This window comes from Nocardioides sp. JQ2195 (genome assembly GCF_012272695.1).
Lineage (GTDB): Bacteria > Actinomycetota > Actinomycetes > Propionibacteriales > Nocardioidaceae > Nocardioides.
In genome coordinates this window covers 1-14,693 of the sequence record NZ_CP050902.1, presented here as the reverse complement: position 1 = coordinate 14,693, position 14,693 = coordinate 1, and the positions used below count along the sequence as shown (strand labels likewise).

Annotated in this window: 11 protein-coding genes and 2 tRNA genes; 1 reads left to right on the top strand and 12 read right to left on the bottom strand. The window is 68.2% G+C overall.

Annotated elements, in window-relative coordinates; all coding sequences use genetic code 11:
• Nucleotides 1-14 precede the first annotated feature (14 nt).
• Complete coding sequence (locus ncot_RS00060) at nt 15-1,037, bottom strand: hypothetical protein (protein ID WP_168615758.1); 1,023 nt, start codon at nt 1,035-1,037, stop codon at nt 15-17.
• Between the two features lie 110 nt (nt 1,038-1,147).
• Here ncot_RS00060 and ncot_RS00055 point away from each other — a divergent pair, with 110 nt between their 5' ends.
• A complete protein-coding gene (locus ncot_RS00055) occupies nt 1,148-1,912 on the top strand; it encodes a SurA N-terminal domain-containing protein (RefSeq protein ID WP_168615757.1) in 765 nt (254 codons plus the stop codon).
• Nucleotides 1,913-2,134: 222 nt separating this feature from the next.
• On the opposite strand, the gene ncot_RS00050 is transcribed toward ncot_RS00055, so the two are convergent.
• From ncot_RS00050 to dnaA, 11 genes are all read right to left on the bottom strand, one after another.
• Nucleotides 2,135-2,207, bottom strand: a tRNA-Ala gene (locus ncot_RS00050).
• 101 nt (nt 2,208-2,308) lie between these two features.
• The gene (locus tag ncot_RS19550; protein WP_240937990.1) at nt 2,309-2,434 is read right to left on the bottom strand and encodes a DLW-39 family protein; all 126 of its coding nucleotides are present in this window, start codon (nt 2,432-2,434) and stop codon (nt 2,309-2,311) included.
• 34 nt (nt 2,435-2,468) lie between these two features.
• A tRNA-Ile gene (locus ncot_RS00045) sits at nt 2,469-2,545 on the bottom strand.
• 255 nt (nt 2,546-2,800) lie between these two features.
• Complete coding sequence (locus ncot_RS00040; RefSeq protein ID WP_168615756.1) at nt 2,801-3,316, bottom strand: DUF3566 domain-containing protein; 516 nt, start codon at nt 3,314-3,316, stop codon at nt 2,801-2,803.
• Nucleotides 3,316-6,141: a DNA gyrase subunit A gene (gyrA, locus tag ncot_RS00035; RefSeq protein WP_168615755.1), complete on the bottom strand. Its 2,826-nt coding sequence runs from the start codon at nt 6,139-6,141 to the stop codon at nt 3,316-3,318. Before gyrA ends, ncot_RS00040 begins: the two co-directional genes overlap by 1 nt.
• Nucleotides 6,142-6,235: 94 nt before the next feature.
• Nucleotides 6,236-8,320, bottom strand: a complete 2,085-nt coding sequence (gene gyrB, locus ncot_RS00030) for a DNA topoisomerase (ATP-hydrolyzing) subunit B (protein WP_168619082.1) — start codon at nt 8,318-8,320, stop codon at nt 6,236-6,238.
• Nucleotides 8,321-8,653: 333 nt separating this feature from the next.
• Nucleotides 8,654-9,343, bottom strand: a complete 690-nt coding sequence (locus ncot_RS00025; RefSeq protein WP_240937989.1) for a DciA family protein — start codon at nt 9,341-9,343, stop codon at nt 8,654-8,656.
• Nucleotides 9,340-10,503, bottom strand: coding sequence for a DNA replication/repair protein RecF (gene recF / locus ncot_RS00020; protein ID WP_168615754.1), 1,164 nt, complete (start codon nt 10,501-10,503; stop codon nt 9,340-9,342). The genes ncot_RS00025 and recF overlap by 4 nt, the downstream gene beginning before the upstream one ends.
• Nucleotides 10,504-10,510: 7 nt before the next feature.
• A complete protein-coding gene (gnd, locus tag ncot_RS00015; protein ID WP_168615753.1) occupies nt 10,511-11,485 on the bottom strand; it encodes a phosphogluconate dehydrogenase (NAD(+)-dependent, decarboxylating) in 975 nt (324 codons plus the stop codon).
• A gap of 79 nt (nt 11,486-11,564) precedes the next feature.
• Nucleotides 11,565-12,710: a DNA polymerase III subunit beta gene (gene dnaN / locus ncot_RS00010; RefSeq protein ID WP_168615752.1), complete on the bottom strand. Its 1,146-nt coding sequence runs from the start codon at nt 12,708-12,710 to the stop codon at nt 11,565-11,567.
• Nucleotides 12,711-13,147: 437 nt separating this feature from the next.
• A complete protein-coding gene (gene dnaA / locus ncot_RS00005) occupies nt 13,148-14,686 on the bottom strand; it encodes a chromosomal replication initiator protein DnaA (RefSeq protein WP_168619080.1) in 1,539 nt (512 codons plus the stop codon).
• Nucleotides 14,687-14,693: the final 7 nt, after the last annotated feature.

The window sequence follows — 14,693 nt, the reverse complement described above, 5'->3', positions numbered from 1 at the left end:
GCGGTCCTTGCGGCTCAGAGCCCGGTCGGCTCGTCGAGGGGCACCATCTCGTTGCACACCGCGAACGGGAGGTGGTCGGTGAGCACCAGGTTGGCGGCGGCGACCGGGTTGCGCACCCGCCAGCCGATGCGTCCGCTCGACGGGTCCGCGACCGGCATTCCCTCGAAGCCGTCCTGCCAAGTGATCGAGCCGACCTCCGGCCAGACGTCGATGAGGTCCTTGCGGGCCAGCAGGTCGGCCCGGTCGCGGTCGGTGCGCGCGGTGGCCGTGGCGTCGTCGAAGTTGACCGAGAACGCATCGAGCGGCATCAGCCCGCGGACGTCGTACTTGCTGGTCAGCGCGTCCTGGTCCTCGAAATCGGCGTCGGGGCCGAGGGCTTCGTTGACCGGGATGCACCCCCGGTGGACGTACGACGACTCGGCGCCCACCGCGGGCAGGTCCATCAGGGTGGGGTCCGAGGCCCACACCGGATCGCCCTCGTCGGCGATGCCGGAGACCACCAGGTGCTGCTCCGCCAGGACCGTGGCGTCCTCCAACGGTGCGACGTCGTCCTTGACCGCCTTGACCACCTCGCCCATGTCCTGGTCGGGGCGGAAGCCGAGCACGTAGCCGGAGCCGTCGGGGCCGGTGAAACGAGCCTCCCAGTCGACGTCGTCCTGGGTGAAGCCGTAGTCGAGCCACAGCCGGGAGTGCTGGTCACGGAGCAGGCCGTCGGTGAGCATCACGGCGTCCTTGTCCGCGCGCTCCCAGAACGCCGTGCGATCGGTCATCAGGTCGTCGCTGGTGAGGTCGGGGTAGCCGAGCCGTTCGCGGATCTCGTCATAGTCGGTCAGGGTGAGCACTTCGGCGTCCGCCGGAACCAGCGCCAGCACCCGCCGAGGGTCGTGCACGGGGCTGCTCTCGGGGAGCTGCAGGTCCTTCGGGATCGCGGTGGGGGTGGGCTCCGCCCGGTCCTTCTTCGACTCGTCGTTCCCGCCGCAGCCGCTGAGCGCCAGCCCCACCGCGAGCAGTACGGCGACAGCGCGTGTCGGCCTCACCGATCGGATCGTTCCCGGAGTGAGCACATGGCGAGATGGTAGCCAACCTCACGTCCCGACCGGCCCGGTCGTTCAGGTCGGTCTCAGGGTCGTTCCGTAGGGTCGGGCAGATGAGTCACTCGAAGCGAACCAAGCCCTTCCTCGGCGTCGTCCTTGCCGCAACCCTTGCCCTCACGGCTGCCTGCGGGGGGAACTCCGACGATTCCGACGACAAGGGATCCGAGGCGTCGTCTGCGCAGGGTGACCAGTCCCAGGCACCGGGCCTCGAGGACGTCCCCGACGTCGTCGCCGAGGTCAACGGCGAGGAAGTGACCAAGGACGAGTTCACCGCGACCTACGAGATGGCGCTGCAACAGGCCACCCAGCAGTCCCAGATGACCGGTGAGCAGCCCGACGAGGACGCGATCAAGAAGCAGACCGCGGACCAGCTGGTCGACACCGAGCTCCTGGTGCAGGAGGCCGAGAACCGCGAGATCTCCGCGACCGACGAAGACGTCGACAAGCGACTCGAGGGGCTGGCCGAGCAGAACCAGATGGGCTCGGTCGACGAGTTCCTGAAGGCCTTGGAGCAGCAGGGCACCACCGAGGACTACGCCCGCGAGCAGATCAGGATCCAGGTGCTGATCGAGGGCCTGGTCAACGACGAGGCCGGCCCGATCAAGCCCTCGGACGCCGAGCTCCGCAAGATCTACGACCAGGCAGTCAAGCAGCAGAAGGCAGCGGCCCAGAAGGGCGGTCAGGAGCAGAAGATCCCGTCCTTCGCCAAGGCCCGGCCCCAGCTCGTCCAGCAGGCGAAGACCACCGAGCAGGGCAAGACCGCCCGCGACCTGGTCACGTCCCTGCGCAAGGACGCCGAGATCACCGTCAACCTCTGACGATGAGCCTCAGGCCGGCGCCCGCCCTGGGCTCACCAGTGCGTACGACGGCCTGGCCACCCCGTTCATTTGAGCAGGACGTTCGCCCCACCTCGGGCGCAGTCCCGCCTGCTCGCCGGGTCAACTCGGTGAACTTCCTGTCCAAATGAACGCCCAGGACCGAAATGGAAGAAACCGCAGGATGACCTGCGGTGTCTCGACAGGCTCGACAACCGAGCTGAGTGGAGCCTAGGGGACTCGAACCCCTAACCCCCTGCTTGCAAAGCAGGTGCGCTACCAATTGCGCCAAGGCCCCGTGTGGCGGTTTCGAGATGGTCGCTGCGCGACCTTCTCAACCACCGGGTTGTGGTTTCGAGACGGCTCGTTCCTCGCCTCCTCAACCACCGGACGAAGAAATCAGGACTTGTTGACGTTGTCCGTGGCGGAGGCCCAGAGGGCCTGCTCGTTCTTGGACTCGTCCATCTTCTTCTTCGCGAAGACGGCGCCGCCGGCGGCGAGCGCGAGGAGGATGAGCTTCTTCATGGATCGTTCCCCTTCGATGTACGGCGGGTGATGATGGTGGGCCTAACAGGACTTGAACCTGTGACCTCTTCCTTATCAGGGAAGCGCTCTAACCGTCTGAGCTATAGGCCCGTGCTGCTTCGGTCGACCACGGTCAACCGACGAGGAAGATTACCCCAGCGGTGCGCCCGCGGACAAAACGGGGTGGGGGGTGGTTTCGAGACAGTCGCTGGCGCTCCCTCCTCAACCACCGGGGAGCGGCTTGTTCCTCGTCTCCTCAACCACCGGGGTTTGTGCGGGGTGGTGGTTTCGAGACGCTCGCTGGCGCTCGCTCCTCAACCACCGTCAACAGAGCCTCAACCAACCACCGTCAGCCGGGTGGGTCGATCAGCCCTCGTCCTCGGCCAGGGTGACCTCGATGCCGCCCAACAACGCGGCGGCCATGTTGTAGAGGAAGGCACCCAGGGTGGCCATCGCGGTGAGGAGCACGACGTCGATCACCGCCACCAGCATGGTGAAGCCCAGCACCCGTGACATGCCCAGGTAGCTGGTCACGTCGAAGGTGCTCTCGGACTCGCTGGTGCCGACCACGGTCTCGACCATCTGGTTGACCGAGTCCCAGACGCCGGCCATGCCGAGCACGCCCCAGACGATCGTCACGGCCACCACCGTGACGATGCCGAAGGCCACCGACAGCAGGAACGCGGTCTTCATCACCGACCACGGGTCGACGCGAGTCAGTCGCAACCGGGCACGACGCGGTCGACGGCCGCCCGACGTCCTGGCGGCCTGGTCGGCAGCCTTGGAGGAGTCCGGGTTGGCGCTGGCGTGCATCTCGTCCTTGGCAGACGAGATCGCCGTGGAGATGCGCGTCCCCAAGGTCGTCTTGGAGGTCTCAGCCATCAGTCATCCTCCCCAGAGGTGGACTCGGAATCGGGTGCGGACTCGCTCGGATCCTCGATTGTTGCACCCTCGACCGCGTCAGCCGACTCGTCGACGGACTCGGTGGGCTCGACGACGGACTCACCACCCGGCTCGACCGCGGACTCGTCCCCCTGGTCGACCCCCTGCTCGACCTCACCCTCGGCGCCCGGTTCGGCCTCCGGGTCCGCACCCAGCTCGGCCTCCTCCTTCGACTCGACGGAGCGGGCGACGACGGCCACCGTGTCGTTCTTCTTCGGCGTGACGAACCGGACGCCCATCGTGGAGCGACCGGTGGAGCGGAAGTTCTCGTTGATGGGGGAGCGGACCACCTGACCACTGGCCGTGATGCACAGGATCTCGTCGCCCTCCTCCACGATGAAGGCGCCGACCAGGCTGCCGCGGTCGTCGTCGGAGAGCTTCATCGCCTTGATCCCCAGGCCGCCACGGGACTGCAGGCGGTACTCGGTGATGCGGGTGCGCTTGGCGAAGCCGACCTCGGTGATCGTGAAGACGTACTGCGGACGGACCCCGAAGTACTGCCCCGGAGCCGCAGCCATCGCCTCTTCCGCCGCCTCGATCGCCTCGGCGGCCTCAGCACCCTCCTCGTCGATCCCGGCCTCGGCCTCGGCCTCGAGCTGGGCGGCCCGGATCACCGACATCGACAACATCGAGTCGCCGTCGCGGAACTTCATCCCCGACACACCGGAGGTGGCGCGACCCATCGGCCGCAGCTGGCTGTCGTCGGCCGGGAAGCGGATCGCCTGGCCCTTGCGGGAGACCAGCAGGATGTGGTCCTCGCTGTTGACCAGCTCGGCGCCGATCAGCTCATCGTCGTCCTCGCGGAAGTTGATCGCGATGACGCCGGCCTGGCGCGGGCTGTTGTAGTCACCCAGCCGGGTCTTCTTGACCAGGCCGTTGCGGGTGGCCAGGACGAGGTACGGCGCCTGGTCGTAGTCGCGGATCGCCAGCACTTGGGCGATCTTCTCGTCCGGCTGGAACGACAGCAGCCCGGCCACGTGCCCGCCCTTGGCGTCACGGGAGGCCTCCGGGAGGTTGTAGGCCTTGGTGCGGTAGACCCGGCCGGCCGTGGTGAAGAACAGCAACCAGTGGTGGTTGGACGTCGCGATGAAGTGCTCGACCACGTCGTCGCCGCGCAGGGAGGCACCGCGGACGCCCTTGCCGCCGCGCTTCTGGGTGCGGTACTGGTCGGCGCGGGTGCGCTTGGCGTAGCCACCGCGGGTGATCGAGACGACCAGGTCCTCGTCGGGGATCAGGTCTTCCATCGACAGGTCGCCGTCGGCGGCGATGATCTGCGAGCGACGGGCGGTGCCGTACTTCTCGACGATCTCGGCCAGCTCCTCGGCGATGATCCGGCGCTGACGGCCCTCGTCGGCGAGGATGTCCTTGAGGTCGGCGATCTCGCGCTCGAGCTCGGCCAACCGGTCGAGGATCTTCTGGCGCTCGAGGGCGGCCAGGCGACGCAGCTGCATGTCGAGGATGGCCTGGGCCTGGATCTCGTCGATGTCGAGCAGCGCCATCAGGCCGGTGCGGGCCTCGTCGACGTCGGGGGAGCGGCGGATCAACGCGATGACCTCGTCGAGCGCGTCGAGCGCCTTGCCGAGGCCGCGGTAGATGTGCGCGGCCTCCTCGGCCTTGCGCAGGCGGTATTTCGTGCGCCGCTGGATGACCTCGACCTGGTGGGTCACCCAGTTGCTGATGAACGCGTCGATGCTCAGCGTGCGCGGCACGCCGTCGACCAGGGCCAGCATGTTGGCGCTGAAGTTGGTCTGCAGCTCGGTGTGCTTGAGCAGGTTGTTGAGCACCACGCGGGCCACGGCGTCGCGGCGCAGCACGACGACCAGGCTCTGGCCGGTGCGCGAGGACGTGTCGTCGCGGACGTCGGAGATGCCCTGCACCTTGCCCGAGTCGGCCAGCTCGGCGATCTTGAGCGCCAGGTTGTCGGGGTTGACCATGTAGGGCAACTCCTTGATGACCAGGCAGGTGCGACCCTTCGCGTCCTCGTCGATCTCGATCACCGCGCGCTGGGTGATCGAGCCGCGACCGGTGCGGTAGGCCTGCTCGATGCCCTGGCGGCCCACGATCAGCGCGCCGTTGGGGAAGTCGGGGCCCTTGATCCGCTCGAGCAGTGCGTCCTGGAGCTCTTCCTTGCTGGCGTCGGGGTGCTCGAGCGCCCAGGTGGCGCCCTCGGCGACCTCGATGAGGTTGTGCGGCGGGATGTTGGTGGCCATGCCGACCGCGATGCCGGCCGATCCGTTGACCAGCAGGTTGGGGAACCGCGACGGCAGGATCGTCGGCTCGGAGGAGCGGCCGTCGTAGTTGGGCTGGAAGTCGACGGTCTCCTCGTCGATGTCGCGGACCATCTCCATGGCCAGCGGCGCCATCTTGCACTCGGTGTACCGCATGGCGGCCGCGGGGTCGTTGCCCGGCGAGCCGAAGTTGCCCTGGCCGAGGATCAGCGGCGCGCGCATCACCCACGGCTGCGCGAGGCGGACCAGGGTGTCGTAGATCGCCGAGTCGCCGTGGGGGTGGTACTGACCCATGACGTCACCGACGACGCGCGAGCACTTGCTGAACCCGCGGTCGGGCCGGTAGCCCCCGTCGTACATCGCATAGAGCACGCGGCGGTGCACCGGCTTCAGGCCATCGCGTACGTCGGGCAGCGCGCGGCCGACGATGACCGCCATCGCGTAGTCGATGTAGGAGCGCTGCATCGACGTCTGCAGCTCGATCGGCTGGATCCGGCCGCCGTCGTTGCCGCCGCCGTGGATCGGTGTCTCAGTCACGATTGATCTCTCTCGTGCTATCTAGTGTTGGCCTTAGATTCCGTGATACTCGACGATCAATGAGCGTCGCGAGGTGCGTGCATCGCGGCGCTCATCAGATGTCGAGGAATCGGACGTCTTTTGCGTTGCGCTGGATGAAGGATCGTCGCTGCTCGACGTCCTCGCCCATCAGGATCGAGAAGATCTCGTCGGCCTGGGCCGCGTCGTCCAGGGTCACCTGGAGCATCAGCCGCTGGTCGGGGTCCATCGTGGTCTCCCAGAGCTCGTCCGCGTTCATCTCACCGAGACCCTTGTAGCGCTGGACCGGGTTCTCCTTGGGCAGCTTCCTGCCCGCGGCCAGGCCGTCCTTCATCAGGGCGTCACGCTCGGCGTCGGAGTAGACGAACTCGTGCTCGGCCGGCTTGTTCCACCGCAGTCGGTAGAGCGGGGGCTGCGCCATGTAGACGTAGCCGTGCTCGATGAGCGGCTTCATGAACCGGAACAGCAGGGTCAGCAGCAGCGTGTTGATGTGGTGGCCGTCGACGTCGGCGTCGGCCATCAGCACGATCTTGTGGTAGCGCAGCTTCTCGAGGTTGAACTCCTCGTGGATGCCGGTGCCGAGCGCGGAGATGATCGCCTGGACCTCGGTGTTGGCCAACACCTTGTCGATGCGGGCCTTCTCCACGTTGAGGATCTTTCCGCGGATCGGCAGGATCGCCTGGATCCGCGGGTCGCGGCCCTGCTTCGCCGAGCCGCCGGCGGAGTCACCCTCGACGATGAAGACCTCGCACTCGGTGGGGTTGGTCGACTGGCAGTCGGCCAGCTTGCCGGGCAGGCCACCGCCGCCGAGCAGGCCCTTGCGTCCGCGCGCCAGGTCGCGGGCCTTGCGGGCGGCGACCCGCGCCGAGGCCGCGGCCTGGGCCTTGCGGACGATGTCGCGACCCTCGGCCGGGTTCTGCTCGAGCCAGGCGCCGAGCTCCTCGTTGACCGTGCGCTGCACGAACCCCTTGGCCTCGGTGTTGCCGAGCTTGGTCTTGGTCTGGCCCTCGAACTGGGGCTCGCCGAGCTTGATCGAGATGATCGCGGTCAGGCCCTCGCGGATGTCGTCACCCGAGACCCGGTCCTCGCGCTTCTTGATCAGGCCCCACTCCTCGCCCCAGTGGTTGACCAGCGAGGTCAGCGAGGCGCGGAAGCCTTCTTCGTGGGTGCCGCCCTCGTGGGTGTTGATGTTGTTGGCGAAGGTGTGCACCGACTCGGTGTAGGTGGTGTTCCACTGCATCGCCATCTCGAGCGACATGTGCGTCGCGGCGTTGTCGGGGGACTCGGCCTCGAAGGAGATGACGGTCGGGTTGGCCTTGTCCTTGCGACGGTTGAGGTGCTCGACGTAGTCGACCAGGCCACGGTCGTACTTGAAGACCTGCTCGATGCCGCCACCCTCCTTCGGCTTGATCGCGTCGTGGCCGGACTGGTCGACGTCGTTGCTCACCGTGTCGTCGGCGACGGCTTCGGCCACGTCGGCGGCCGAGGGACGCTCGTCGCGCACCACCATCTCCAGGCCCTTGTTGAGGAAGGCCATCTCGCGGATGCGGTTGGTGATCGTCTCGAGGGAGTACTGCGTCGTCTCGAAGATCTCGTCGGAGGCGTAGTAGGTGACCGTGGTGCCGGTCTCCTCGCCGTCCTCGAGCTCGCGGACCTCACGCAGGTCGAAGTCGGGTACGCCGAGCTGGAAGGTCTGCTCCCAGAGCCGGCCGCGGTTCTTGACGTTCAGCACCAGGCGCGACGACAGCGCGTTCACCACGGAGACGCCGACGCCGTGCAGGCCGCCGGAGACCTTGTAGCCGCCGCCACCGAACTTGCCGCCGGCGTGGAGCATGGTCAGCGCCATCGTCGCCGCGGGCAGCTCCTGGCCGGGAGCCGTGTCGGTCGGGATGCCACGGCCGTTGTCGTCGACCCGGATGCCGCCGTCGGCCTGGAGGGTCAGCACGATCCTCGTGCAGTAGCCGGCCAGCGACTCGTCGACCGCGTTGTCCACGATCTCCCAGATCAGGTGGTGCAGTCCGCGCTCGCCGGTGGAGCCGATGTACATGCCGGGACGCTTGCGCACCGCCTCGAGGCCCTCGAGCACGGTGATCGCGGAGGCGTCGTACGTCGAACCCTCGTCGGGCGCGGTGTTGACGATGTCGTGGGAGACGCCCGACACCGGCGCGGTCTCCTCTGACGTGGTGGAGGGCGAAGCCTCGTTGGTCTCGGTGACCTCGTCGTTGTCCGGCACGCGCTACCTCTTCTGTTCGTCTCCGACATGCAGAAGGTCGCTGCTTCTGGAGCGCGCGACCCATCTGCCATGTTACCCGTCGGAAGCCCGGATTCCACGCCCTGCGGCCCGGAAATGGGGGAACTGTGGATTAAATGGCCCATTTCCCGGCTCTGCAGGGCCTCTCCGACGTCCTGCGAGGGGGTCGGACAGGTCCCCATACGTCTGACGGGGTCCCAGATCGGCATTTCGGCGGATCGCCCGGCCACGAGCGGCGCCGTGTCAGCCGTAGGTGTCGCGGGGCCCGCGACCGTCACGCACCCCGAGGCGCCCCTTCTTCCACGAGGGAAGGTTGGGCCCCTCGACCTCGATCACCAGCACCGAGCCGTGGCCGAGCTCCTCGTTGAGCCGTCGGACCAGGTTCGGCGCCAACAGGCGGAGCTGGGTGGCCCACGCGGTCGAGTCGGTGCGCACGGTGAGCCGCCCGTCGGCGTACGACGTGGGGGTGCAGTGCTGGGCGACCTCGTCGCCGACGATGGCCGCCCACCGACCGAAGACCCCGTGCACCTTCAGGTCCAGGGCCCAGCCGTGGTCGGAGACCAGCCGGCCCAGGGTGATGTCGAGCGTCTGCGGGTCCCGCTCGTCGGGGTGGGCGCCGGAGGTCTTGAGCCGTTGGCCGCGCGGCAACCCGGTGCTCGGGTCGCGGCGACGCTTCTTCCGCATCGAGCGCGCGGGGGCCACCGCGGATCCGGCGATCGACCTGGCGATGGAACGGGCCAGGTCGAGGCCGTTGTCGTCGTGCTCGTCCGCGACCCAGAAGTCGGACTCGGGCGTCGGCGCCTCGGGCGCTGCGGCCTCGTCGTCGAGGTGGTCCTCGTCCGCGCTCTCGTCGGGGCTCTCGCCACCGCTGTCGGCCGTCGGTTCGAAGATCCCCGGCAACGGCATCTCGGGCTCGTCGTCGCGTGGTTTCACGGGGAACCATCCTCCTCACGCGTGACCGCACCGTCGCCGACCCGGTAGCGCACCCCGGCCAGCGCCGCCGGCACGTCCTCGGGCACCGCGGCGGTGACCAGCACCTGCTCAGCCCCGCTCACCAGCTCGGCGAGCTGCGCCCGGCGCTGCGTGTCGAGCTCGGCGAAGACGTCGTCGAGGATCAGGATCGGGTCGTCGCCGTCACTGCGCAGCAGGTCGTACGACGCCAGCTTCAGCGCGAGGGCGAAGGACCACGACTCCCCGTGGGACGCATATCCCTTCACCGGCAGCCTGGCTTCGGTCGATCCCAGGCTCAGCACCAGTTCGTCGCGGTGCGGACCGACCAACGAGATGCCCCGGTCGAGCTCGTCCTTGCGACGGCGTTCGATCTCGGCGAGCAGGGCTGCCTCGATCGCGGCGTGCTCGACGATGGCGTCGGAGAGGTCGAACGACGGCTTGTGGGCCAGGTCGGCATCGTCGCGGGAGGCGCCGCGCGCCACCGTCTGGTAGGCCTTGCCGAGGTAGGGCCGCAGTGCGTCGACGAGGCGGATCCGCTCGACCAGCAGCTCGGCGCCGAGGCGGGCGAGGTGCTCGTCCCACACCACCAGCGTGTCCAGGGCCCCCTCCTGCGAGGCGGATCCCCGTCGCGCGTTTCCGGCCGTCTTCAACAAGGTGTTGCGCTGCTTGAGCACTCGGTCGTAGTCGGCCTTCAGCCCGGCCAGCCGGGGAGTGCGCAGCATCATCAGGTCGTCGAGGAACTTGCGCCGGTCGGACGGATCCCCCTTCACCAGGGTCAGGTCCTCGGGGGAGAACACCACGGTGCGGACCAGGCCGACGATCTCCCTGGCCCGGGGGAGCGGTGAGCGGTTGACCCGGGCCTGGTTGGCCTTGCCGGGATTCATCTGCACCTCGAGCACCGCGGTCCGGCCGTCGCGCACCACGCTCGCCCGCACGATCGCGCGCTCGGCACCCGCACGGATCATCGGTGCGTCGCTGGCCACCCGGTGGGACGACAGTCGGGACAGGTAGTCGATCGCCTCGACCAGGTTGGTCTTGCCCTGCCCGTTTCGTCCGACGAAGGCGCACACTCCCGGCTCGAGGGCGACGTCAATGTCGGCGTACGAACGGAAGTTGTGCAGGCTCAGGTGGGCAACGTGCAACTCGGGACTAGCTCTCCGCTGGGCGCGACTGGTCGCCGGATCCGGACTCCTTCGCCGCACCGGACTGTGCCGGGCCGGACTCGCCGGCCGCATCGCCGCCCTTGGGCGCCTCGGTCTTCATCGCGTGGCCACCGAACTGGTTGCGCATCGCGGCGACCGCCTTCATCGCGGGGGAGTCGTCCTGGCGGGAGACGAATCGGGCGAAGAGGGCTGCCGTGATCGCCGGGGTGGCGACCGCGTTCTCGATGCCGGCCTCGACGGTCCAGCGACCCTCGCCGGAGTCCTCCGCGTAGCCCGCGATCCCCTCGAGACCGGGCTCGTCGTCCAGGGCGGCGACCAGGAGGTCGAGCAGCCACGACCGGATCACCGTGCCCTCGCGCCAGGAACGGAACACCTCGGTGACGTTGTCGGTCAGGTCGACCTTCTCGAGCAGCTCCCACCCCTCGGCATACGCCTGCATGATCGCGTACTCGATGCCGTTGTGGACCATCTTGGAGAAGTGGCCGGCACCGACCTTGCCGGCGTGCACGGAGCCGAACTCGCCCTCGGGCTTGAGCGCGTCGAAGGCCGGCTGCACCTTGGCGACGTCGTCCTCGGAGCCGCCGTACATCAGCGCGTAGCCGTTCTCCAGGCCCCACACACCGCCGGAGACGCCGCAGTCGACGTAGCCGACGTCCTTCTTGGCGAGCATCTCCGCGTGGGCCAGGTCGTCGGTCCAGCGGGAGTTGCCGCCGTCGACGACCACGTCGCCCTTGCCGAGGAGGTCGCCGAGCGCTGTGACGGTCTCGCGGGTCGGGTCACCGGAGGGGACCATCACCCACACGACCTTGGGGGAGGGGAGCTTGTCGACGAGCTCCTCGAGGGACGCGACGTCGCTGACCTCGGGGTTGCGGTCATAGCCGACCACGGTGTGGCCGCCGTTGCGCAACCGCTCGCGCATGTTGCCACCCATCTTGCCGAGTCCGATGAGTCCGATGTCCATGTCTTCTCCTCAGTTCGGTCGATGGTGCCTGCGCGACAGCTTCCAGTCTGCTCCGTTCAGTCTGCTCCGGGACCGCGCGTCAGGAAAGCAACCGGCGCGGCATCAGGAGGTAGCGGAAGCCGCTGGCGCCTCCGGCCACGCCGTCGCCCGACGTGCCGCTCATCACCACGGGCTTGGAGGCCTGGGTGAAGGCGAGCTGGACGACCGGCTCCTCGATGGCGGTGAGGCCGTCGAGCAGGAACTGCGGGTTGAAGCCGGTGGTCAGGCCCTCCCCCTCGATGGTGGCCTCGATCGACTCGCTGGCCTGGGCCTCGTCGCCCGACCCGGCGTCGAGGGTGACCACACCGTCGCTGAAGGCGAGCTGCACGGCGGTGTTGCGCTCGGCGACCAGGGCCACGCGCTTGACGGACTCGACCAGGGCCGCCTTGTCGACGGTCGCGGTGGTGAGGTTCTCGTTGGGGAACAGGCTGCGCACCTTGGGGAACTCGCCGTCGAGCAGGCGGGTGGTGGTTCGGCGTACGCCGCCCGGTGCGGCGCCCTCGAAGCCGATGATGCCGTCACCGGAGCCGCTGGCGGCCAGCGCGATGGTGACCTCGCTGCCCGAGGTGAGCGACTTGGCGGTGTCGGCCAGGACCTTCGCGGGAACCAGCGCGGCGACGGTCTCGTCGGGCGTCCGCGGGTCCCACCCGAGCTCGCGGTGCGACAGCCGGAACCGGTCGGTGGCCAGCAGCGAGATGCTGGAGCCGTCGATCTCGATGCGGACGCCGGTGAGCACCGGAAGCATGTCGTCACGGCCGGCCGCAGTGACCGCCTGGGCGACCGCGTGGGCGAAGACGTCGCTCTGCACGGTGCCCGTCGCGGCCGGCATGTCGGGCAGGGCCGGGTAGTCGGCGACCGGCATCGTCTGGAGGCTGAAGCGAGCAGAACCACAGGTCAACGAGACCCGGGCGCCGTCGATGGTCATCTCGACGGGCTTGTTGGGCAGGCTGCGGCAGATGTCGGCCAGCAGGCGACCGCTGACCAGGGCTGTTCCCTCGTCGGCGACGTCGGCCTGGAGCGTGGCGCGCGCCGACGTCTCGTAGTCGAAGGTCGAGAGCACGAGGCCCTCTTGCCCGGCCTCGATCAGGAGGCCGGCGAGGACAGGGACGCTGGGCCGGACCGGGAGGCTGCGAGCAGCCCAGGCCACGGCATCGGCGAGAGCATCGCGCTCGACGCGGAACTTCACGGTTCTTCTGCCTCCGTGTGGAATGACCAGTCTGGTGGTTGCGAGTCTGGTGGGTTCGAGTCTGGTGGGTTCGAGTCTGGTGGTTTCAAGTCTGGACTGAGCATCCTGCCATGACGACGGTCGCCGTGGCAGTGGCACCTTGGGTTCTCCCCAGCCGGAGTGCCCACAGGAAGTTCACGGGCATCGGATCCATCTGTAGGTCTCATCGTTGTCGTAGGTGCGGTGGAAATTGTGGAGAACCGGTGTTGTGGCTGGTCAGGTGCCGATTTCCCGTGCACAGGGGGTGTGGATCGACGCCGGACGAATCCCGAAGCCCTGTGGAGTCGAGGTCTTCTCCACGACGGTGTGCAGGGCTCGTCCACAAACGACTCATTTGTGATTCGCAGGGTCGGGGGCCGGTTGTCCACAGGTGGACGTGTGCTTGGGCCGGGGACCGGTCAGCTCTGCCGGGCCTGCATCTTGATCCGGTTGGTCAGCTCGCTGACCTGGTTGAACACCTGGCGCCGCTCGGCGAGCAGCTGGTTGATCTTCCGGTCGGCGTACATGACGGTGGTGTGGTCGCGTCCGCCGAACTGGGCGCCGATCTTGGGCAGCGAGAGCGAGGTCAGCTCGCGACACAGGTACATCGCGATCTGGCGCCCGGTGACCAGGTGCCGGCTGCGGCTGGGGCCGGTGAGGTCCTCGATGGAGACACCGAAGTAGGCGGCGGTCTGGGCGATGATCGCGGCCGCGGTGATCTCCGGCTCCCCGCCCTCGGGGATGAGGTCCTTGAGCACGATCTCGGCCAGGGTCAGGTCGACCTCCTGCCGGTTGAGGCTGGCGAACGCGGTGACCCGGATCAGCGCGCCCTCGAGCTCGCGGATGTTGGTCTGGATCTTGCTGGCGATGAACTCGAGCACCTCGGGCGGGGCGGTCATCCGCTCGATCGCGGCCTTCTTGCGGAGGATCGCGATGCGGGTCTCGAGGTCGGGCGGCTGCACGTCGGTGATCAGGCCCCACTCGAAGCGGCTGCGCAGGCGGTCCTCGAGGGCCTCGAGCCGCTTGGGTGCGCGGTCGGAGGTCAGCACGATCTGCTTGTTGGCGTTGTGCAGCGCGTTGAAGGTGTGGAAGAACTCCTCCTGGGTCTGGGTCTTGCCCTCGAGGAACTGGATGTCGTCGATCAGGAGTACGTCGACCTCGCGGTAGCGACGCTGGAAGGTCTCGGGCCGCTTGTCCTTGATCGCGTTGATGAACTCGTTGGTGAACTCTTCGCTGGAGACGTAGCGGACCTTGGCCCCGCGGTAGAGCGATCTGACGTAGTGGCCGATGGCGTGCAGCAGGTGGGTCTTGCCGAGTCCGGAGTCGCCGTAGACCAGGAGTGGGTTGTAGGCCTTGCCCGGCGCCTCGGCGACGGCCACCGCCGCCGCGTGCGGGAACCGGTTGGAGGAACCGATGACGAACGTCTCGAAGGTGTACTTCGGGTTGAGGCGGGTCTCGAGCGCACTGGGGGGCGCCTGGCGATTTGTCGACATGTCGCCAAAGACACTTGTCGACATGTACTGCTCGGAGTCCGGCACGGCGCCATCCGGCTCGGGGTGGCTCGGTCGGTCGAGATCGGTCCCTGCGAGCCGCTCACCGGCCCGGTCGCTGCTGTGGTCGCGCACCCGGTCGGACGCGGCGCCGTCGTCCGTCACGGACTCCAGACGACCGTCGTCGAGCTGGGGGTCAACCGTGACGGCGATGCGCACGTGGTGCCCGAGTGCCTCGGTGAGCGAGTCCTCCAGGCGGGTGCGCAGCCGCCCCTCGAGCTGCCCCCGGGTGAAGTCGTTGGGGACCGCGATGATCGCGGTCTGCTCGTGGAGGGTGACCGGTTCACTCGAGCGCAACCAAGCGCGTTGGTTGGGTTGCAGGTCGTTGACCAGGGCCCGCCACACGTCGTGCAGGGTGGGCTGGTCCTGCTGCCCGTCGCCGTTGTCCACCAGTGGTTCCCCGTTCATCACTTGC